General features: G+C 72.5%; 17 protein-coding genes and 2 tRNA genes. 4 read left to right on the top strand and 15 right to left on the bottom strand.

Going from position 1 to position 20,232, the window contains the following annotated elements; all coding sequences use genetic code 11:
* Positions 1 to 4: 4 nt before the first annotated feature.
* Positions 5 to 2,281 (top strand): protein kinase domain-containing protein, encoded by a 2,277-nt coding sequence (locus AC3RJ9_RS00095; protein WP_123244072.1) that lies wholly within the window; start codon positions 5 to 7, stop codon positions 2,279 to 2,281.
* 44 nt (positions 2,282 to 2,325) lie between these two features.
* Here AC3RJ9_RS00095 and AC3RJ9_RS00090 read toward each other — a convergent pair whose 3' ends face one another.
* Complete coding sequence (locus tag AC3RJ9_RS00090) at positions 2,326 to 2,979, bottom strand: anthranilate synthase component II (protein WP_123244073.1); 654 nt, start codon at positions 2,977 to 2,979, stop codon at positions 2,326 to 2,328.
* A 156-nt stretch (positions 2,980 to 3,135) separates the two neighbouring features.
* On the opposite strand from AC3RJ9_RS00090, the gene AC3RJ9_RS00085 reads away from it, so the two are divergent.
* Positions 3,136 to 3,441 carry a cell division protein CrgA gene (locus tag AC3RJ9_RS00085; RefSeq protein WP_101965668.1) on the top strand — a complete coding sequence of 102 codons (306 nt, stop codon included), beginning with the start codon at positions 3,136 to 3,138 and terminating at the stop codon, positions 3,439 to 3,441.
* 167 nt (positions 3,442 to 3,608) lie between these two features.
* Here the strand turns inward: AC3RJ9_RS00085 and AC3RJ9_RS00080 are convergent, their stop codons facing one another.
* A complete protein-coding gene (locus AC3RJ9_RS00080; protein WP_356985515.1) occupies positions 3,609 to 4,553 on the bottom strand; it encodes a rhomboid family intramembrane serine protease in 945 nt (314 codons plus the stop codon).
* Between the two features lie 11 nt (positions 4,554 to 4,564).
* A complete protein-coding gene (locus tag AC3RJ9_RS00075) occupies positions 4,565 to 5,095 on the bottom strand; it encodes a peptidylprolyl isomerase (protein WP_123244086.1) in 531 nt (176 codons plus the stop codon).
* Positions 5,096 to 5,281: 186 nt separating this feature from the next.
* On the opposite strand from AC3RJ9_RS00075, the gene AC3RJ9_RS00070 reads away from it, so the two are divergent.
* Positions 5,282 to 6,517, top strand: coding sequence for a hypothetical protein (locus tag AC3RJ9_RS00070; protein WP_123244074.1), 1,236 nt, complete (start codon positions 5,282 to 5,284; stop codon positions 6,515 to 6,517).
* A 216-nt stretch (positions 6,518 to 6,733) separates the two neighbouring features.
* Positions 6,734 to 7,381, top strand: coding sequence for an MBL fold metallo-hydrolase (locus AC3RJ9_RS00065; protein ID WP_123244075.1), 648 nt, complete (start codon positions 6,734 to 6,736; stop codon positions 7,379 to 7,381).
* A 36-nt stretch (positions 7,382 to 7,417) separates the two neighbouring features.
* Here the strand turns inward: AC3RJ9_RS00065 and AC3RJ9_RS00060 are convergent, their stop codons facing one another.
* The 12 genes from AC3RJ9_RS00060 to dnaA form a co-directional block, all read right to left on the bottom strand.
* A complete protein-coding gene (locus AC3RJ9_RS00060) occupies positions 7,418 to 7,645 on the bottom strand; it encodes an amphi-Trp domain-containing protein (RefSeq protein ID WP_123244076.1) in 228 nt (75 codons plus the stop codon).
* Positions 7,646 to 7,722: 77 nt separating this feature from the next.
* Entirely contained in the window at positions 7,723 to 8,511 is a 789-nt protein-coding gene (locus AC3RJ9_RS00055; RefSeq protein WP_123244077.1) for a queuosine precursor transporter, read from the bottom strand.
* 252 nt (positions 8,512 to 8,763) lie between these two features.
* Positions 8,764 to 8,836: transfer RNA gene (locus AC3RJ9_RS00050), tRNA-Ala, on the bottom strand.
* Between the two features lie 11 nt (positions 8,837 to 8,847).
* On the bottom strand, positions 8,848 to 9,009 hold the full coding sequence (locus AC3RJ9_RS00045) for a hypothetical protein (RefSeq protein WP_010079767.1): 162 nt from the start codon (positions 9,007 to 9,009) through the stop codon (positions 8,848 to 8,850).
* Between the two features lie 58 nt (positions 9,010 to 9,067).
* Positions 9,068 to 9,141: transfer RNA gene (locus AC3RJ9_RS00040), tRNA-Ile, on the bottom strand.
* Positions 9,142 to 9,241: 100 nt separating this feature from the next.
* The gene (locus AC3RJ9_RS00035; protein WP_010079768.1) at positions 9,242 to 9,742 is read right to left on the bottom strand and encodes a DUF3566 domain-containing protein; all 501 of its coding nucleotides are present in this window, start codon (positions 9,740 to 9,742) and stop codon (positions 9,242 to 9,244) included.
* The gene (gene gyrA / locus AC3RJ9_RS00030) at positions 9,739 to 12,435 is read right to left on the bottom strand and encodes a DNA gyrase subunit A (protein WP_123244078.1); all 2,697 of its coding nucleotides are present in this window, start codon (positions 12,433 to 12,435) and stop codon (positions 9,739 to 9,741) included. Before gyrA ends, AC3RJ9_RS00035 begins: the two co-directional genes overlap by 4 nt.
* 68 nt (positions 12,436 to 12,503) lie before the next feature.
* Entirely contained in the window at positions 12,504 to 14,654 is a 2,151-nt protein-coding gene (gene gyrB / locus AC3RJ9_RS00025; RefSeq protein WP_201294454.1) for a DNA topoisomerase (ATP-hydrolyzing) subunit B, read from the bottom strand.
* A gap of 371 nt (positions 14,655 to 15,025) precedes the next feature.
* Positions 15,026 to 15,589 (bottom strand): DciA family protein, encoded by a 564-nt coding sequence (locus AC3RJ9_RS00020; protein WP_002856448.1) that lies wholly within the window; start codon positions 15,587 to 15,589, stop codon positions 15,026 to 15,028.
* The gene (gene recF, locus AC3RJ9_RS00015; protein ID WP_159833621.1) at positions 15,582 to 16,796 is read right to left on the bottom strand and encodes a DNA replication/repair protein RecF; all 1,215 of its coding nucleotides are present in this window, start codon (positions 16,794 to 16,796) and stop codon (positions 15,582 to 15,584) included. The genes AC3RJ9_RS00020 and recF overlap by 8 nt, the downstream gene beginning before the upstream one ends.
* A gap of 21 nt (positions 16,797 to 16,817) precedes the next feature.
* Positions 16,818 to 17,933, bottom strand: coding sequence for a DNA polymerase III subunit beta (dnaN, locus tag AC3RJ9_RS00010; protein ID WP_002856446.1), 1,116 nt, complete (start codon positions 17,931 to 17,933; stop codon positions 16,818 to 16,820).
* 751 nt (positions 17,934 to 18,684) lie between these two features.
* Positions 18,685 to 20,232 carry a chromosomal replication initiator protein DnaA gene (gene dnaA, locus AC3RJ9_RS00005; RefSeq protein WP_044659943.1) on the bottom strand — a complete coding sequence of 516 codons (1,548 nt, stop codon included), beginning with the start codon at positions 20,230 to 20,232 and terminating at the stop codon, positions 18,685 to 18,687.

Below are 20,232 nucleotides of genomic sequence, written 5' to 3'. Positions count from 1 at the left end.
GTCTGTGGACGAGCAGAGGACCCTGAACGGGCGGTACCGGATCGGTGAGCTGATCGGGCGCGGGGGCATGGCGGACGTCTTCCGCGGCGAGGACCTGCGGCTGCACCGCCCGGTGGCGGTCAAGCTGATGCGCCGGGACCTGGCGCGCGATCCGCACTTCCAGGCGCGCTTCCGCAAGGAGGCACGCTCGGCGGCCTCCCTGAACCACCCCTCGATCGTCTCCGTGTACGACACGGGCGAGGTCTCCCTCGAGGACGGCCTCCATCCGGTGGACTGCCCGTTCCTGGTGATGGAGCTCGTCTCCGGCCGGACGCTGCGGGAGATCCTGCACGCCGAGGGCGCCGTGGGCACGGACCGTGCCGTGGCCTGGACCCGGGGCGTGCTGGAAGCGCTCGAGCACGCGCACGAGGAGGGCATCGTCCACCGCGATGTGAAGCCCGCGAACGTCATGGTCACGGAGACGGGCGCCGTGAAGGTCATGGACTTCGGGATCGCCCATGCGCTGGCCGACACCTCCGCCACCACGTCGCAGACCCAGGCCGTGGTGGGCACGGCCCTCTACCTGGCCCCGGAGCAGGCGACGGGCCGCACCGTGGACGGCCGCGCCGACCTCTACGCGGCCGGCTGCCTGCTGTTCGAGCTGCTCACGGGCCGACCCCCCTTCACGGGTGACACGCCGCTGGCCGTGGCCTATCAACACGTGCGCGAGGAGCCGCCGGCGCCCTCCGACGTCGACCCCGACCTGCCGCCCGCGTTCGACCCCGTGGTGCTGCGCGCCCTGCGCAAGGATCCGGAGGACCGGTTCCCCACGGGCACCGCGTTCCTCGCGGCCCTCGAGGAGGCCGCGGCGGATCCGCACGCCGGCCCCGGCCGTCACACCCCGCCGCTCGATGCCTTCCCTCCCGCCCTCGTCGGCGCGGGCGGCGCGGTGCTGGGCGCCGCGGCCGCGGAGCACGGGGCCGACGTGCCGATGGCCGCGGTCCCGCTGACCCGGCCGACGCCCTCCGTCCCGGCCGAGCCGGACGCCGCACAGCCCCAGGCGGCGAACCATGCCGTGGCGGGTGCGGGACTGCCCGGCGCCGCCTCCGCCGCGCAGCTTGCCGCCGCCGCCGCCATGGACGGCCCCCGCCCGGTGACGGTCGGCCAGCCGGTGAAGCCCGGTGCGGCCGCGACGCCCCGGCCCGAACCGCAAGGGGACACGCCGGCGCCAGCGACGGCCACGCACCGTCGCGTCCGCCGGCGCCTCCGCCGGCGCACGCTCCTGGCGGCCGGCGCGGTCCTGATCGGCCTGGCCCTGGTCCTGGCGCCGTGGCTCGCGGCGGCCCTGCGCACCACCGTGGAGGTGCCCGCGGTGGTGGGGCTGCAGCAGGACGAGGCGGTCGCGGCGCTCGAGGACGCAGGTCTGGTGGCCGTCGTCTCGTCCGCGTACATGGCCGACGCCCCGGACGGGACCGTCACCCAGAGCGACCCGCCGACGGGCACGGAGGTGCCCCGCGGGGCCAAGGTGCGGATACGAGTGTCCCGCGGCGAGGAGGGCATCGCGCTGTCCGACTCCCTGCACGGGCTGTCCGAGGACGCGGCCCGCCGCGAGCTGGAACGGCTGGGCCTGCGTGTCTCCTCCGTGCAGTACCAGGACGACGGCCGACTCGAGCGCGGGCTGCTCGCCCGCACCGACCCCGCGATGGGCACGCACGTGCCGCCCGGCTCCTCCGTGGTGCTGCACCTGTCCAGCGGCATGGTCGCCGTGCCGGATGTGGTGGGGATGAGCGCTCCGGACGCGCGGCGTCAGCTGGCGCTGAGCGCCCCCGAGCTGCGCGTGCGGATCCAGGACGAGGACGGCGCGACCACGGACACCGGGACGGTCGTGGCCCAGGATCCGCCCGCCGGCGTCCGCGTGGACAACCGTTCCTCCCTGACCCTGACGGCGTCCTCGTGGATCGCGCCCACGGCCGAGCCCTCCGAGCCGGCCCCGCCATCCAGCGAGGCGCCCGAGCCCACGCCGTCGGCGTCCGCATCACCGAGCCCCCCGCCGACGGAGAGCCCCGAGCCCTCCGAGAGCGCGGAGCCGTCACCCTCGCCGTCCGCCTCGGCCACGCCCAGCCCCGAGCCGACGACGACCGAGACGCCGTCGCCGACGCAGAGCCCGTCACCGACGTCGGCGGCCCCGTCGGAGCCGACCGGGCAGCCGCCGAGCACGTCGCCCACCGCGACGCCGGTGGACCCGCTGCCGACGCTGACACCGGACCCCGAGCCCTCGATCGATCCGCCGCCGTCCACCTGAGCGGACGGGGCGCCGTCGGACCCGCGAACCGGGCCCCGGGCCGGTCAGTCCTGGCGGACGAGGGGAGAGAGCCGGCCACCGCGCTCGGCGGCCCCGGAGAGCCCCACGGACTCGAGCCAGTTGCCGAGCATCCGGTAGCCGCCCTCGGTGAGCACGGACTCGGGGTGGAACTGCACGCCCCACAGGGGCGCGGTGCGGTGGGCCAGTCCCATCACGACGCCGTCCTCGGTCTCGGCGGTGATCTCCAGGACCGCCTCGTCCACGGTGGCCCGCACGGCGGCCAGCGAGTGGTAGCGGGTGGCGGTGAACGGCGAGGGGACGCCCTCGAACATGGGGTGCTCGCCGTGGCGGACCAGGGACGTCTTGCCGTGCATGAGGGACTCCGCGTGCGTCACGGTGGCGCCGAACGCCTCCGCGATGGCCTGGTGCCCCAGGCACACCCCGAAGAGCGGGCGGCCGCCGTCGGCGGCGGAGCGGATGAGGTCGAGGGAGACACCGGCGTCGGCGGGCGCGCCCGGCCCGGGTGAGATGAGCACCGCCGTGTGCTCGGCCGCGAGCTCGAGGGCGCGGGCGGGGGTGACCTCGTCGTTGCGGATCACGGTGGTGCGGGCCCCGAGCTGCTCGAGGTAGCCCACCAGGGTGTAGACGAAGCTGTCGTAGTTGTCGACGACGAGGACGGAGACCTGGGGGCTCTGCACGGGGGCGCTCTTTCCTCCCCGCCGCGTGGGAGCGGGGTGCATAGACTGGCCGGGCATGTCGCTGACCCCGGTCCTGGGCAGGTCAGCAGGATACCGTCCCCGCCCCGGTCCCCGCCGGTGGGGGCGCCCACCACCCCCCACCCGAGGAGAAGACCCGTGGCAGCACCCGCCGGCAAGCGCAAGGACTCGGCCCGTCGGAAGCGCGAGGAGCTCGAGGCCGCGCGCCGCAGCCGCTCCGCCGTGCGGACGGACCTCGGGGACGTGGACCCGGGTCCCAAGCCCCTCTCCCCTGTGTACAAGGCCGTGATGTTCGGCCTGCTGATCCTCGGCCTGCTCTGGATCATCGTCTACTACCTGACCCAGGGTCTCCTCCCGATCGTGCAGATCGGCGGCTGGAACATCCTCGTGGGCTTCGGCCTCGCGCTCGTCGGGTTCCTCATGATGTCCCGCTGGAGCGAATGACACGCGTGTAGTTCTCCACAGCGGTGGACAACCCTGTGGATGGGGGATCCGCACGATCCGGCCCGGAGACGAGTTGTCCCCGGAGTTGTCCACAGGTGTGGACACCCCTGTGGGAAGAAGTGCACACCCGCCTGTGGAGAACTCCGGGGACGGTCGGGGAAGACGGCCTACCCGAGCAGGCCGGCCACCGTGACCCGTGCGGCGCCGAGCACCGTGAGCGCCGCCAGCGCCGCCGCCACGACCACGAGGCCGGCCACCTGGGCGCCCACGGACGGCACGCGCGCGCGGCCGGGCCGCAGCCCGCCGGCCAGGGAGAACACGACGGCGACGACGGCGCCCGTCAGCAGCCCGCCCACGTGCACCTGCCAGGCCACCCCGGGCAGCAGGAACGAGAACACGAGGTTCAGGCCGATCAGCACGGCGATCGAGCGCACCTGCCCGCCCCGCACCCGGGTGAGCAGGAACAGGGCCGCGAACATGCCGTACACGGCGCCGGACGCCCCGACGACGGGCTGCAGCGGGTCCGAGACCCACAGTGCGAACACCGCACCGCCCACGGCGGAGAGCACGTAGAGGGCGAGGAACCGCCACCAGCCCAGCGCGGGCTCGAGCACGCGCCCGATCACCCACAGCGCGAGCATGTTCAGCAGCAGGTGCGTGGGGCCGGAGACGTCGTGCACGAGCGCGTAGGAGGCCATCCGCCACGGCTCCATGCCGTACGGGGACGTGTAGAGCCCGGCGTACCAGAGCGCCTCGGTCACGCCGGACGCCTGATCCCGGGTCATCCACTGCGCCGCATAGACCACCGTCGTGACCGCCAGCAGGATCCAGGTGACGGGCGAGGCGGTGAAGCCCGTCCGCCGTCGGGCCGGGACCGTCGCGGCGGCGCCGGCGGCGGGGGACGGCGTCGGAGCGGGGCTGGCCACGACGCCGGACGCACAGTCCACGCAGACCGGTCCGGCCGCGGGACCGGGACGCTGGCAGTCGAGGCACGCGGGGCGCCGGCAGACGGCGCAGCGCACATACGCCGCACGGCCCGGATGCCGCGGGCACACCGGGGGTGTGCCGTCCGCGGAGTCCGGGCCGTGCGGGTCAGAGGGGGTGGTGCTCACCGAGGGGCTGCTCAGGCCTCGTCGATGTCGATGGACTCGATGACGACGTCCTTGAGCGGGCGGTCACGGGGATCGGTGGCGACGGCGTTGAGCTCGTCCACGACCTTCTGGGAGGCCTCGTCCTTCACCTCGCCGAAGATGGTGTGCTTGCCGTTGAGCCAGCCGGTGGGCACGGAGGTGATGAAGAACTGGGAGCCGTTGGTGCCGGGGCCGGCGTTGGCCATGGCCAGCAGGTAGGGACGGTCGAACTGCAGCTCGGGGTGGATCTCGTCGCCGAACTGGTAGCCGGGGCCGCCGATGCCCATGCCGAGCGGGTCGCCGCCCTGGATCATGAAGTCCTTGATGATGCGGTGGAACACGGTGCCGGAGTACAGCGGGGCGCCGTTGTTCTTCTCACCGGTCTGCGGGTGGGTCCACTCCTGCTCGCCGGTGGCGAGGCCCACGAAGTTCTTCACGGTCTTCGGGGCGTGGTTGCCGAACAGCTCGACGACGATGTCGCCGTGGTTCGTGTGGATGGTCGCGGTGTGCGTCTTGTTCGCCATGCGCCCCATTGTTCCATCCGCGGCGGCGGGCCGTCCGGATCCCGCCGTCCGGGGTCGGGATCTTCCGCGATCGGCGTACGCACTCCCGGCGTGCCGGGACCCGTGCCACGGCGGGGGTCGGCCACTAGGCTGGGCCCCGAGGACCACCGCGTTCAACGACCATCCAGAACCCACGGGAGGCATCACATGGCTCGCAAGACCCTGCACGACGAGATCCAGCACGACGGCGGCGCGAACGCGTTCGTCGCACGCCAGGCGGAGAACCTGCGCCACTGGGCCGCCCCGAAGGTGGAGTCCACCCGCGCCTGGAGCGAGGTGGCGGCGGCCTACGGGCTGATCGGCGGCTCCGCCGCGGCCGAGGAGGGCCGCCGCAAGGCCCAGGACGCCAAGGAGGAGTACGGCCCCGTGGTCGAGCGCGGGGCGCGGAAGGCCGGTGAGGCCGTCGCGCACCAGTACGGGCTGCTGGCCCCGGCCGTCGCCAAGGGCGTGGACACCGTCCAGGACTTCCTCGAGCACCTGCAGGCCCAGGCGCAGGACGCCGGCCACGAGGTGCAGCAGCAGTTCGCCGCGGCGCGCAAGGACGCCGAGAAGGCCGCGAAGAAGGGCCGCCGTCGTGGGGGCCGCAAGGCCAAGCAGGTGCGCCGGGACGGCCGCCAGACCGCCAAGGGCCTGCGCAAGGACGCGAAGAAGGCCGCCAAGGGCGCCCGCAAGGACGCGCAGCGGTCCGCCGCCCTGTTCAGCGACCGTGCCGGCCAGGCCAAGGACGCCGCCGCCGCGGGCGGCCTGACCCTCGCCGGCCTCCTCGCCACGGGTCTGTCCGCGCTGCAGGAGCAGGGCGGGAAGGTGGCCCCGCAGGTGCAGGCCCGCCTGGCCGACGCCGGCGACTACGCCCAGCGCCGCAAGGAGGAGGTCCTTCCCGTGGCCGCCGCCCGCCTGGCCGACGGCGCCGCGCACGCCCGCAAGACCGCCCACGACGTCGAGGTCCCGGACGCCCTGGAGCAGGCCCTGATCAAGCTCACCGGGGACAAGGCGATCGTGAAGCGCCTGCGCAAGGGTGCCGAGCAGTACGCCGGCGCCGCCGAGAAGGACCTGAACCGTGCCGCCGGTCGCCGGGCCTCCCGCTCGGGTGGCCGCGCCTGGATCGTCGCGGGCATGGCGGCCGCCGCCGCCGGCGCCGGCTACGCCCTGTGGCGCCTGACCAAGCCGGTGCAGGATCCGTGGACCGCCCCGGTGCCGGGCCCGATCACCGCGAACATCCCGGTGGTGGAGGCCAACAACCCCTACGCCCAGCAGCAGAAGGTCGTGGCCGAGGCCGGCTCGGCCGCGGCGGGCCAGGGCGTGCGGGTGGACACCGCCGCCCCGGACCCGGTGGCCGCCGCCAACGCGAAGGTGCTGGGCGTCCAGCCCGGGCAGCAGCGCTGACCTGCTCCCCCGCGCTCTGAGCGCGCAGCGGACGACGCCCGGCCCGCGCATCCTCGGCAGGACCGAGGGGGCGCGGGCCGGCGCGCGTCCGGGCGCAGGTCGGGGCGGGAGCCGGTGGGCCGCCGTCGAACGGGGCGCGGGCCTTGTCCGCCGCCGGGAGCGCGCGGGAGGCTGGGAGCGCCCGGGATCCCGACGCCGGGCGGAGGAGTGATCTGCATGAGCACGACCCTGACCCTCTTCGGCCACTCGGCCGTCCGCCTCGAGAAGGCCGGTCGACGCCTCGCGTTCGACCCCGGCGCGTTCAGCGACGCGGCGGTCCTGGACGGCGCGGACGCCGTCCTCGTGACGCACGGCCACCCGGACCACGTGGTCCCCGAGCAGCTGGCCCGGGCGTTGGCCGGCACGGAGGCGCACGTGTGGGCGCCACGGGACCTCACGGGGCTGCTGGCGGAGGCGGGGCTCGACGCCGGGCACGTGCACACGGCCGTGCCCGGGGAGACGTTCGAGGCCGCCGGCTTCCGGGTGGAGGTGCTCGGCGGGGAGCACGCGGTGATCCACGCCGAGGTGCCGCGCCCGGTCAACGTGTCCTACCTCGTGGACGGGGCCGTGCTGCACCCCGGCGACTCGTTCACGGTGCCGGACGCCGACGTCGAGGTGCTCCTGCTGCCCGCCGCGGCGCCGTGGCTGCGCATCGCGGACGTGGTGGACCAGATGCGGGCCATCGCGGCGACGCACACCCGCCCCATCCACGACGGCATCCTCAGCGAGGACGGCAAGGGCGTGGTGGATCGGGTGCTCTCGGGGCTCGCCGAGGGCGTGACCGACTACCGACGCCTGGCCCCCGGGGAGCCCTGGAGGTTCTGAGGCACGGGGAGGCGACGGCGGCCGGCCCGGGGCCGGTCACCAGCTGAGGGTGATCTCCAGCTCGGCGTCGCCGTCGTCCTCGACTTCGAGCTCCACCTCGAGGCCCACGCGGTCCGGGACGGTGACGACGACGTCGCGGCCGCCGTGCTCGATCCGCACGTCGTTCTGCCGGGAGAGCTGGTCGGCGAGGTCGCGCAGGCGTGCGGCGGCCTGCTCGCGGCTGAGGGTCTGCTGCTGCTCGTGCTCGAAGAGGTCCTTGCCCATGGCACCGACGGTAGCCGGTGGGCGGGGTGCGCGCGACGGACGGGCCCCGGCGCGGCCGACACCGGGGCCCGTGCGGGTCAGCGGGACGCGGCCGGGGCGAGGGCGGGGTCGTCGTCGCGGTGGATCTCGAAGCCGGGTGCCCGGTAGGTGGGCTCCCGGCGCTTGAGGGCGCGGATGACGAGCAGGGTCACCGGCACGATGAGGATCTCCACGAGCGTCTTGTACGCGAAGCCGGTCACCGTGTAGTTCGCCAGTTCCAGCAGCGAGATGGTGCCGGCGTAGGCGATGGTGCAGAAGATCAGGGTGTCGAAGAACTGGCCGACCACGGTCGAGAGGATGAGCCGGAACGCCACGTGCCGTTCCTTCATGCGCTCCTTGAGGCGGACCACGATGGACGCGTTGAGCAGGGAGCCCACGAGGAACGCGACGAAGCCGGCCACGGTGATCCGCAGCATGGGCGCGAGGGCCTGGTCCCACACCTCGAAGCCCTCGACGGGCGTGGTCCAAGAGACCACCGTGTAGGTGAGGGCGGCGAGCACGAGCATCGCGAAGCCGAGGACGATGGCGCGGCGGGCCCGGCGCCAGCCGTACACCTCGGCGAGGATGTCGCCGACGATGTACGCGAACGGGAACAGGAAGGCGCCGCCGTCGAAGATGAGGGGGCCGCCGTCGTAGAAGAGGTCGGAGACGATCGGGACGGTGGGGCCGTAGAAGAGCTTGGCCGCGGTGACGCCGGAGAGGATCAGGAGGGCGATGAAGACGCCCACGAAGATGTCGTAGTAGCTCGCGGGCACCCGGGCGTAGGCCGGGGTGCCCTGCCCAGGGGCGGGTCGGTCGGGGGACGGGGTGTCGATGATGGTGTTCACCGGACCATCCAACACCACACGCGACGGCCACGGGCGCGGTGGGCGGGTCCGGCGGCGGGGGTTCGGGGCAGGCCATCCCCGTCCCTCCGTGGGCAGAAACGCCCTCTCTTCTGCCCACGGGGCCCGAAGTCCTGCGGTTTGTGCCCCAGGAGCCCCCGGGTCGCCGGTTTCTGCCCACGGTGCCGGCGCCGGCGGCCACCCTGGGCAGACGAAAGGGCCCGGGATTCTCACGACTCCCGGGCCCTTCTTCGGTGGAGGCAAGGGGACTCGAACCCCTAACCCCCTGCTTGCAAAGCAGGTGCGCTACCAATTGCGCCATGCCCCCGTGAGGACCGGTCAGTCCTCCGGTGCCGGCTCGACGCCGTCGGCGTCCTCCGGCAGGTCGTCCGTGGCCGTGGCCCAGACGTCCTTCCCCGCACTGTTCTCCCGCCAGAGACGCGCCCCGTAGGCGGCTGCCGCGGCGCCGACCACGAGGGCCACGCGTGCCAGTCGACCCATGGGAAGACCTCCGGAGACGAACGGAGCCCCAGCGGACCGGGGCTCTGTGTGGTGGGAGTGGGCGTACCAAGACTTGAACTTGGGACCTCTTCGTTATCAGCGAAGCGCTCTAACCGCCTGAGCTATACGCCCTCACCGTCGCTCACGGCTGACGCCGTTCACAACAGGAGATGACTGTACAGGAACGCCGACGCCCCGCGCAAATCCGCGCGGGGCGTCGTCGAGGGTCTGCTCAGTCGTCCGTCAGCGTGACGCCGAGGCCGCCCACGAGGCTCGCGCAGAGGTTGTAGAGCAGCGCGGCCACGGTGGCCAGGGCGGTCAGCAGGATGACGTTGACCACGGCCAGCACGGTGGCCAGCGAGGTCACGGTGCTCAGCGGGGCCAGGGACGCCACGGTGTAGCGCCCGGCCTCGGAGCCGAGCACGGTGCCGATCACGTCGTTGACCCTGTCGAAGATCCCGAGGACGTCGGACAGCGAGTACAGCGCCACCGCCGCCACCACCGTGAGGATGCCCAGCGCCACCGAGAGCAGGAACGCCAGCTTCAGCACGGACCACGGGTCCACCCGGGTCAGCACCAGGCGGGCGCGGCGCACCTTGGCCTTCGGGACGGCGCGGACCAGGTCCTCCTGCGAGGACCCGCTGGCCTTGCGCACCGGACGGCCGGACCGCGGCTCGGCGGCCTTCCCGGTGCTCCGTCCCTGGCCGGGACGCGACGACGCGGACGTGCTCACTGCTCTCCTCCGTCTGCACCCTCACCGGCGTCCTGCGTCAGGGCGTCCTCCGGTGCGGCTACGGGGTCGGTCGGGTCGATGTCTGCGTCCAAGGGTACATCCGGCCCCGCCTCGGCCTCGGCGTCCGCCTTCGCCTCCATCTCCTGCTCGTTGTTCAGGGTGACGGCGACGATCCGGTCCCGCTTGTCCGGCTTGGCGAAGATCACGCCCATCGTGTCGCGGCCCTTGGCCGGCACACCGGCGACGGCGGAGCGCACCACCTTGCCCGAGGCCATCACCACGAGGACCTCCTGGTCCTCGCGCACCACGAGACCGCCGGCGAGCTCGCCGCGGTCGTCCACGAGCTTGGCGACCTTGATGCCGAGGCCGCCGCGGTTCTGCAGGCGGTACTCGTCCACGTGGGTGCGCTTGGCGAAGCCGCCGTCCGTGACGGTGAAGACGTAGCCGTCCTCCTCCACCACGTCCATCGTCAGCAGGGAGTCGTCGTCGCGGAACTTCATGCCCGTCACGCCCGAGGTCGCACGGCCCATGGGACGCAGCGCCTCGTCCGTGGCGGTGAACCGCAGGGACTGGCCCTTGTGCGAGATCAGGATGAGGTCGTCGTCGGGCGAGACCACGCGGGCCGAGACCAGCTCGTCCCCCTCGCGCAGCTTGATGGCGATCAGGCCGGCGGTGCGGTTCGTGTCGTAGTCCAGCAGCGGCGTCTTCTTCACGAGGCCGCCGCGCGTGGCGAGCACGAGGTACGGGGCCCGGCCGTAGTCCACGAGCGGCTGGATCTGAGCGATCCGCTCGTCCGGCTGGAACGCGAGCAGGTTGGCCACGTGCTGGCCCTTCGCGTCGCGGCCGGCCTCGAGCAGCTCGTACGTCTTGATGCGGTACACGCGGCCGAAGTTCGTGAAGAACAGCAGCCAGTGGTGCGTGGACACGGTCAGGAAGTGCTCGACGACGTCGTCGCCGCGCAGCGTCGCCCCGCGCACGCCCTTGCCGCCGCGCGCCTGGGACCGGTACTGGTCGATCCGGGTGCGCTTGACGTAGCCGCCGCGGGTGATGGAGACGACCATCTCCTCCTCGGGGATCAGGTCCTCGATGGACATGTCGCCGTCGAAGCCGGCCATGATCTCGGTGCGGCGGTCGTCGCCGTGCTTGGCCACGATCTCGGCGAGCTCCTCGGAGATGACCTCGCGCTGACGCTGCGGGGACTCCAGGATCCGGTTGTACTCGGCGATCTTCGCCATGAGGTCGTCGTACTCGTCCTGGATCTTCTGGGACTCCAGGGCGGCGAGCTGGCGCAGCTGCATCTGCAGGATGGCCTGGGCCTGGACGTCGTCGATGTCCAGGAGCTCCTTGAGGGCCTCGCGGGCCACGTCCGCCGAGGCCGAGCGGCGGATGGTCGCGATGACCTCGTCCAGCATGTCCAGGGCCTTGAGCAGGCCGCGCAGGATGTGCGCGCGCTCCTCGGCCTTGCGCTTGCGGAACGCGGTGCGGCGCACGATCACGTCGATCTGGTGCTTCACCCAGTGGTGCACGAAGCCGTCCAGGGACAGGGTGCGCGGCACGCCGTCCACGAGCGCGAGCATGTTGGCCGAGAAGTTCGACTGCAGCTCGGTGTGCTTGTAGAGGTTGTTCAGCACCACCTTGGCGACGGCGTCGCGCTTGAGCACGATCACCAGGCGCTGGCCGGTGCGGCCGGAGGTCTCGTCGCGCATGTCCGCGATGCCGCTGATCTTGCCGTCCCGCACCATCTCCGCGATCTTCGCGGCCAGGTTGTCCGGGTTGGTCATGTAGGGCAGCTCGGTGACCACGAGGCACGTGCGGCCCTGGATCTCCTCCACGTTGACCACGGCGCGCATGGTGATGGGGCCGCGGCCGGTCCGGTAGACCTCCTCGATGCCCTTGCGGCCCAGGATCTGGGCGCCCGTGGGGAAGTCGGGGCCGTGCACGCGGGCCAGGAGCGCCTCGAGCAGCTCCTCGCGGGTGGCCTCGGGGTGCTCGAGATACCACTGCACGCCCGCGGCCACCTCGCGCATGTTGTGCGGCGGGATGTTCGTGGCCATGCCGACGGCGATGCCCGAGGAGCCGTTGACCAGCAGGTTCGGATACCGGGCGGGCAGGACGACGGGCTCCTGCTGCTTGCCGTCGTAGTTGTCCTGCATGTCGACGGTGTCCTCGTCGATGTCCCGGACCATCTCCATGGCCAGCGGGGCCATCTTGGTCTCGGTGTAGCGCTGGGCGGCCGCGCCGTCGTTGCCCGGGGAGCCGAAGTTGCCCTGGCCGAGCGCCAGCGGGTAGCGCTGGACCCAGTCCTGGATGAGGCGCACGAGGGCGTCGTAGATCGCGGTGTCGCCGTGCGGGTGGTAGTTGCCCATCACGTCGCCCACCACGCGGGCGGACTTGTTGAACGCACGGTCCGGGCGGTAGCCGCCGTCGTACATCGCGTAGAGCACGCGACGGTGCACGGGCTTGAGGCCGTCGCGCACGTCCGGCAGCGCGCGGCCGACGATCACGGCCATCGCGTAGTCCAGGTACGAGCGCTTCATCTCCGACTCGAGGTCGACGGGCTCGACCTTGTCGGCGGCGCCCTCGGGGAGCACGTAGTGCTCGACCTCGATGTCCAGGCCGGTCTGGCCGGTCTGCGGGGTCGGGGCGCCCTCGACGGGCTCGTCCGGGGTCTGGGGGGTGGTCTCGTCGCTCACGCGGGTCCTCTCGTGCTCCCCGCGACGGCGGGGAGGATGGTCGGCTCAGGCAGGTCTGCGGGTCCGGCTCAGACGTCCAGGAAGCGGATGTCCTTGGCGTTCTGCTGGATGAAGGTGCGGCGGGACTCCACGTCCTCGCCCATGAGCATGGAGAAGACGGCGTCCGCGGCGGCGGCGTCCTCCATGGTCACCTGCAGCAGGGTGCGGTGCTCCGGGTCCATGGTGGTGTCCCACAGCTCCTGGTAGTTCATCTCGCCCAGGCCCTTGTAGCGCTGCACCCCGTTGTCCTTGGGGTAGCGCCAGCCCTTGGCCAGGCCGGCCTCGACGGCGGCGTCGCGCTCCTCGTCCGAGAACACGTAGTCGTGCGGGGCGTTGGACCACTTGATGCGGTACAGCGGCGGCTGCGCGAGGAACACGTGGCCGGCCTCGATGAGCGGGCGCATGTACCGGAACAGGACGGTCAGCAGCAGCGTGGTGATGTGCTGGCCGTCCACGTCCGCATCCGCCATGAGCACGATCTTGTGGTACCGCAGCTTGGAGATGTCGAACTCCTCGCCGATGTTGGTGCCGAACGCCGTGATCATCGACTGGATCTCGGCGTTGCCGAGGGCCTTGTCCAGGCGGGCGCGCTCCACGTTCAGGATCTTGCCGCGCAGCGGCAGGATGGCCTGCGTCTCCGGGTTGCGGCCCTGCTTGGCCGAGCCGCCGGCGGAGTCGCCCTCCACGATGTACACCTCGCAGCGCTCGGGGTCCTTCGAGGAGCAGTCGGCCAGCTTGCCGGGCATGCCGAAGGACTCCAGCGGGGACTTGCGGCGCGCGTTGTCCCGGGCCTTGCGGGCGGCCAGGCGGGCGTGCGAGGCCATGATGGCCTTGCGGATGATCTCCTTGGCCGGGCCCGGATTGCGCTCGAACCAGTCGCCGAGGTGGTCCGTGACCGCCTTGGACACGAACCCGCGGGCCTCGGAGTTGCCGAGCTTGGTCTTGGTCTGGCCCTCGAACTGCGGCTCGGAGAGCTTCACGGAGATCACGGCGGTCAGGCCCTCGCGGATGTCCTCGCCCGTGAGGTTGTCCTCCTTGGGCTTGAGGATCTCCTTCTCCCGCGCGTAGCGGTTGACCAGGGAGGTCAGCGCGGCGCGGAAGCCCTCCTCGTGGGTGCCGCCCTCGTGGGTGTTGATCGTGTTCGCGTAGGTGTGCACGGACTCCGAGTAGGCGGAGGTCCACTGCATGGCCACCTCGACGGCCATGGAGCGGCCGTCCGAGAGGTCCTCGGCCTCGAAGGCGATGACGTCGTCGTGGACGTACTCGACCTTCTTGGCGGAGTTGAGGTGCTGGACGTAGTCGAGCAGGCCGTTCTCGTACAGGTAGGTGACGGAGCGGCGCTGGGGCTCCTGCTCCGCGTCCTCCGCCAGGCCGTTCTCCGCGACGTCCTCGCCGGCGGCGCCCTCGCCCGCGATCTCGTCGTCGACGACCTCGTTGGACTCCTGGACGCGCTCGTCCGTGAGGGTGATGCGCAGGCCCTTGTTGAGGAAGGCCATCTGCTGGAAGCGGGCGCGCAGGGTCTCGTAGTCGAACTCGATCGAGTCGAAGATCTCCGGGTCCGGGTAGAACGTCTGCACGGTGCCCGTGGCGTCCGTGGCCTCACCCTTGACCAGCTCGCCCTGGGGCACGCCGCCGTCCGCGAAGGACATGCGCCACGCGTGCCCCTGACGGCGGACCTCGGTGTCCACGCGGCGGGAGAGCGCGTTGACCACGGAGATGCCCACGCCGTGCAGGCCGCCCGAGACGGCGTAGCCGCCGCCGCCGAACTTGCCGCCGGCGTGCAGGATCGTCATGACGACCTCGACGGTCGGCCTCCCCTCGGTGGGGTGCAGGTCCACGGGGATGCCGCGGCCGTCGTCCGCCACGCGCACGCCGCCGTCGGCCTGCAGCGTGACGTCGATGCCGGTGGCGTAGCCGGCCAGCGCCTCGTCCACGGAGTTGTCCACGACCTCGTACACGAGGTGGTGCAGGCCCCGCGGGCCGGTGGAGCCGATGTACATGCCGGGGCGCTTGCGGACGGCCTCGAGGCCCTCGAGCACGGTGATGGCGCTGGCGCCGTACTCACCGGGCACCTTCCGGTCCTTCACCGGGGCCTCGGGCTGCCCGACGGCGTCCGGCACGGCCTCCGGGTTCGGCGCGGCCGACGCGGCGGTCGGCTCCTCCGCGGGGTTCTCGGGCATGGCGTCAACCACGGGTGGCTCACTTCCTCGGACGTCGGCGGCAGGGTCGACCCGCGCGCAGGCGCGCGACGCCGCCCGGACAGGACCGGCACGCGACACGCTCCCGCAGATCCACGGGGGCGGGGGCCGGACGACAACCGGCCCCCTCTCACTGGTCCCAGTGTACCGCCTGACACCCCGAGGGCCCGCATCGACGGGGGTCCGCCACGGGAGAACACCCGCTCAGCGGCCAGGGACACGGCTCAGGACGTGCGCAGGAGACCGCCCATGCCTCCCGGGCCGTCACCGACCCTGTGAGCGCGCCAGAGCGGCGCCCATGGCCTCGCCGCGTCCGGGACGCCGTCGTGCGCCGCGGGGGGGCAGCCCCGGACTCAGCCGTAGGTGTCGCGCGGCCCGCGGCCGCCGCGCACGGTGCGCGGCCCCTTGCGCCAGCTCGGGGCCTGCGGGCCCGCCACGTCGATGCGGGTCACGACGCCGGGCCCGAGCGCCTCGTCGAAGCGCTGCAGGAGCACGGGGCTCATCAGGCGCAGCTGCGTGGCCCACGCGGTGGAGCTCGTCCGGACCCGCACCACGGAGTCCTCGAAGCTCTCCGGGCGGCAGTGCAGCGCGATCTCCGGCCCCACCAGCTCGGCCCAGCGGGTGAGCACGGAGCCGACCGCCACGGGGGTGGACCAGCCACGGTCGCGGATGAGCCGGCCGAACACGGTGGACACCGTGGCCGGGTCCCGGTCCGCACCCCCGAACGGGCGCCGACGGTCCTGCCGCTCCCGGCCGGCCGACGTCGTGCCCGCCATGGCCCCGGCCAGGCCCGCGCCCGTCCCCCGCGCCCGCAGCGGCGCCTCGCCCCGCTCCCGGGCGGCCTCGCGGACCCGGCGCAGCTGCACGAGCGCCAGGTCCGGCCGGTCCGGCTCGAACGGGGCGGGGGTCTCAGCCATCGGCGCCGCCCTCGCGCCGGGGCTCGCGGATGTCCCCCTCCACGGGGGCCGCGGCGGTCACGGCCTCGGAGCCCTCCGCGTCCTGGCGGATGAGCACGCGGTGGGCCGTGAGCTCCTCGGGGACGTCCTCGAGCGCGGCGGCCGTGACGATCACCTGCTCGGCCCGGTGCACGAGCGCGGCGAGGCGGCGGCGACGGGCGGCGTCGAGCTCCGCGAACACGTCGTCCAGGATCAGGACGGGGCGGGCGTCGGGGTCCGGGTCGTTGGCCACGAGCACGTCGTAGGCCGCCATGCGCAGGGCGAGCGCCAGCGACCACGTCTCCCCGTGGGAGGCGTAGCCGCGCGCGGGCGCCGGGCCCAGGAAGAGGGCGAGCTCGTCCCGGTGCGGGCCCACCAGGGTGAGCGCCCGCGCCCGCTCCTCCTCCCGTTGGGCCTCGAGCGTCCGGTGCATGTCCGCGGCCAGGTCCGCCACGGCCGGGACCTCCGCGTGGGTGCCACGGGCCAGCGGGACGGTGGACTCGTAGGCGTAGGCCGCGGCCTTGGAGCCGTTGGTCAGCGCCGCGTACATCTCCTGGAGGGGGCGGGCCAGCAGGCGCAGCACGTGCAGGCGGCCGTGGAGCAGGCGGGCGCCGGCGGCGCAGAGGTGCTCGTCCCAGACGGCGAGGGTCGCGTCCTCCTCGGGGCCCCAGCGGCGAGAGCCGCGGCTCGACTTGAGCAGGGCGTTGCGCTGGCGCAGCACGCGTTCGTAGTCGGCGGCGGCCTCACCGAGGGCCGGACGCAGCTGCACCATGAGCTGGTCGAGGAGACGACGACGGCCACCGGGCTCCCCCGTCACGAGGCTCAGGTCCTCCGGGGCGAAGACCACGGTGCGCAGGATCCCGAGGCCCTCCTTCGCCCGCACGGGGGCGCCGCGGTTGATGGCCACCCGGTTGGACCGGCCCGGCAGGATCTCCAGCTCGAGGGCGACGGTGCGGGACCCGCGGTGCACGCGCCCGGCGATCCGGGCCCGGTCCCGGCCGAAGCGCACGAGCTGCGCGTCCGAGCTGACCCGGTGGGACTGCTGGGCGCCGAGGTAGCCGATCGCCTCCACGAGGTTGGTCTTGCCCACCCCGTTGGCCCCGAGCAGCACCGTGGACCCCGGCGTCAGCTCCAGGTCGGCCCAGCGGTAGGACCGGAAGTCCGCGACGGTGAGGTGGGACAGGTACACGGGAGCGTCCAGCCCCCTGCGTCAGGCGATGCGCACCGGCATCACGAGGTAGCGGTAGTCGGAGACGACGCCGTCCTCCTGGTTCACGCCGGTGAGCAGGGCGGGCTTGGGCGCGGACGTGAACGCGAAGCGCACCTGCGGCTGGTCCACCACGGCCAGGCCCTCGGAGAGGTAGGACGGGTTGAACGCCACGGTGATGTCCTCGCCCTCGAGCGTGCACGGCACGGACTCGTTGGCGCTCGCGTCGTCGCCGGTGCCGGCGTCCAGGGTGACCTGGCCGTCCGTGAACACCATGCGCAGGGCGGTGTTGCGCTCGGCGACGAGGGCCACGCGGCGGGACGCCTCGACCAGGGCGGCGGTGTCCACCACGGCCTGGATGGGGCTGGACTCGGGGAAGAGCGAGCGGATCTTGGGGTACTCGCCGTCCACGAGCACGGAGGTGGTGCGACGGCCGCCGGAGGCGAAGCCCACGAGGTCGGCGGTCTGACCGAGCAGGATCTCCAGGTCGCCGCCGGAGCCGAGGGACTTGGCGACCTCGGTGAGCGTGCGCGCCTTGATGAGCAGCGACGTCGAGAGGGACGGGTCCGCCGGGGTCCAGCGGATCTCCTTCATGGCCAGCCGGTAGCGGTCCGTGGCCAGGAAGGTCATGGTGTCGCCCTCGATCTCCACCTTCACGGCGGTGAGGATCGGCAGGGTGTCGTCCTTGGAGGCGGCGACGGTGACCTGGGCGACGGCGTGGGCGAACGCGGCGCCGTCCACGGTGCCCGCGGGGGCCGGCAGCTCGGGCAGGGCCGGGTAGTCGCCCACGGGCATCGTGGCCAGGGCGAAGCGGGAGGAGCGGCAGGTGACGAGCACCTTGCCGCCGTCGAGCTCCACCGTGACCTGGGCCTGCGGCAGGGAGCGGACGATGTCGTTCAGCAGGCGGCCGGAGACGAGCACCTGGCCCGCGGTCTCGACGTCGGCCTCGATCTCCAGGCGCGCGGAGGTCTCGTAGTCGAAGCTCGCGATGGACACGACGCCGGCCTCGGCCGTGATCAGCAGGCCCGAGAGCACCGGCACCGGCGGGCGCGGGGACAGGGAGCGTGCGGCCCAGGAGACGGCGTCGGTGAGGATGTCGCGTTCGACGGTGAACTTCACGAGCTGCACTGCCTCTCTGGGGGTGATGACGGGGGTTGCGGGCCCGGGGGGAACGGCGACACGCGGGCCTCAGCATAGGCGGTCCGCGCGGTGGGTGTCAGGTCGCCCACGAATGACAGTGGTGTGATTCCACGGATTCCGAGCGCACGGGCGCAGCCCGGGCCCTCGAGGCGCTCAGCTCGGTGCGGGGCGGCGGAGATGATGTTGCTTGGCGGGATCTCTCCAGAGGGATCAGAAGGAGTGGTAGCGGGTGTGGATCCTGTGGAGAACGCGGTTCTGCCGCGCCGACATGCGGATCCGGTTGGGGGAACCGTGTGGACGCCCGCTCGTTCGGGGTGTGCATCCGATGTGGACGAGACTCGGAGGCCCTCCCCCCGCTCTGCACAGGCCCGACCGGAGTTGTCCAGACTCATCCCCGGATCCACCCCCCAGTTGTCCACATTCCTGTCCACAGGGTGCGTCCACACCCGTCGAAATCCGCGAGATCATGCGGTTTTCGGCTGTGGAGATCTGTGGATACGTGTGGACCATCGAATGACACCCGTGTGATTCACCAGCCTGTGCACCGTCGTCGTCCCCAGGGGAGTGGACGCGGCGTGAGCGGCCTGATTCCGCCATCCACAGGGGCGGAGGTTGTCCACAGCACCGGGGGTTCTCCACAGAGTTGTCCACACCGGTGGACAATGTGGAAGAAGGCTCGAGTCCCGGTCGAAGGTTCGAACCGGGACTCGAGGGTGGGACAGCGGGTGGCTCAGGCGCCGCGCTGCTTCCGCTTGATCTCGTTGGTGAGCTCGGTGACCTGGTTGTAGATCGTCCGCCGCTCGGCCATCAGCTCGCGGATCTTGCGGTCCGCGTGGATGACGGTGGTGTGGTCGCGGCCGCCCAGGACCTGGCCGATCTTGGGCAGGGACATCTCGGTCAGCTCGCGCAGCAGGTACATGGCGATCTGCCGCGCCGTCACCAGCGTGCGGGTGCGGGACTTGCTGGTCAGCTCCTCGAGGGTGAGATTGAAGTACTCCCCCGTGGCGTGCAGGATCAGCTCCGGGGTGATCTCGTGCGCCGTCTCGTCCGTGATCAGGTCCTTGAGCACATGCTCGGCCAGCTCGATGTCCACGGTCTGCCGGTTGAGCGAGGCGAACGCGGTCACGCGGATCAGCGCGCCCTCGAGCTCGCGGATGTTCGTGGAGATGCGCGAGGCGATGTACTCCAGCGCCTCCGGCGGGGCCACGAGCCCCTCGGCCTCCGCCTTCTTCCGGAGGATCGCGATGCGCGTCTCGAGGTCCGGCGGCTGGATGTCCGTGATCAGCCCCCACTCGAAGCGGGAGCGCAGCCGGTCCTCGAACCCGGAGAGCTGCTTGGGCGGCAGGTCCGAGGTGATGACCACCTGCTTGTTGTTGTTGTAGAGCGTGTTGAAGGTGTGGAAGAACTCCTCGACCGTCGCCTCCTTGTCCGCCAGGAACTGGATGTCGTCGATCAGCAGGATGTCCACGTTGCGGTAGACCTGCTTGAACGAGGCGCCCTCGTCGTGGCGGATGGAGTTGATGAAGTCGTTGGTGAACTCCTCCGAGTTCACGTACCGCACCCGCAGGCCCGGGTAGAGGCGACGGGCGTAGTGCCCGATCGCGTGCAGCAGGTGCGTCTTGCCCAGGCCGGACTCGCCGTAGATGAACAGCGGGTTGTACGCCTTCGCCGGCGCCTCGGCCACCGCGTTCGCGGCGGCGTGCGCGAACCGGTTGGACGAGCCGATCACGAACGTCTCGAAGTGGTAGCGGTCGTTGAGGCGGCTGGTCTCCGCGGACGTCGACGGCGGCGCGGGGGTCGGCTTGCCGTTCCCGCTCGGGGCCGCGGTCGCAGCGGGCGCGACGTCGGCCGGCGGCTCGATGCGGAAGCCCGGCAGCTCCTCGGCGACGGCGCGGCGGGAGGTGGCGGCGGTCGCAGCCGGGGGCAGCTCGACGTCCGGCACCGCGGCGGCGGCCGGTCCGCCCGCGAGGGAGGAGCGGCGGGCCTCGGACGAGGGGGTCCGCGGCGGCTGCAGGTTCGCGTCGATCGAGATGGCCAGCAGGATCTCCTCGCGGAACTCCTTGGTCAGGGCGTCCGTGAGGGCGTCGGCCACCTGGGTGCCCTGGAGCGTCTCGCGGGTGGTCTCGTTCGGCACGGCCAGCAGGAGCGTGTTGCCGATGAGGCCCTGCGGCTGGGCCAGGTAGACGAAGCCCATGAGGCGGGCGCTGACCCGCGCGTCGTCCTCGAGGGAGCCCACGACGGAGCGCCACGAGCTGAGCACGGCCTGGTCTGCCACCAC

Source organism: Micrococcus sp. 63XJN7_6_ISO-PGPR-S23-444, assembly GCF_058072765.1.
The sequence above is the reverse complement of the archived record's forward strand: the minus strand, read 5'-3'. Positions and strand labels throughout refer to the sequence as shown.

Excerpts from the sequence above, each read along its gene's own strand:
- gyrB (WP_201294454.1), bottom strand. The coding sequence starts at position 14,654 with ATGCCCGAGAACCCCGCGGAGGAGCCGACCGCCGCGTCGGCCGCGCCG.
- AC3RJ9_RS00075 (WP_123244086.1), bottom strand. The coding sequence starts at position 5,095 with ATGGCGAACAAGACGCACACCGCGACCATCCACACGAACCACGGCGAC.
- AC3RJ9_RS00060 (WP_123244076.1), bottom strand. The coding sequence starts at position 7,645 with ATGGGCAAGGACCTCTTCGAGCACGAGCAGCAGCAGACCCTCAGCCGC.
- AC3RJ9_RS00020 (WP_002856448.1), bottom strand. The coding sequence starts at position 15,589 with ATGGCTGAGACCCCCGCCCCGTTCGAGCCGGACCGGCCGGACCTGGCG.
- AC3RJ9_RS00045 (WP_010079767.1), bottom strand. The coding sequence starts at position 9,009 with ATGGGTCGACTGGCACGCGTGGCCCTCGTGGTCGGCGCCGCGGCAGCC.
- AC3RJ9_RS00070 (WP_123244074.1), top strand. The coding sequence starts at position 5,282 with ATGGCTCGCAAGACCCTGCACGACGAGATCCAGCACGACGGCGGCGCG.
- AC3RJ9_RS00065 (WP_123244075.1), top strand. The coding sequence starts at position 6,734 with ATGAGCACGACCCTGACCCTCTTCGGCCACTCGGCCGTCCGCCTCGAG.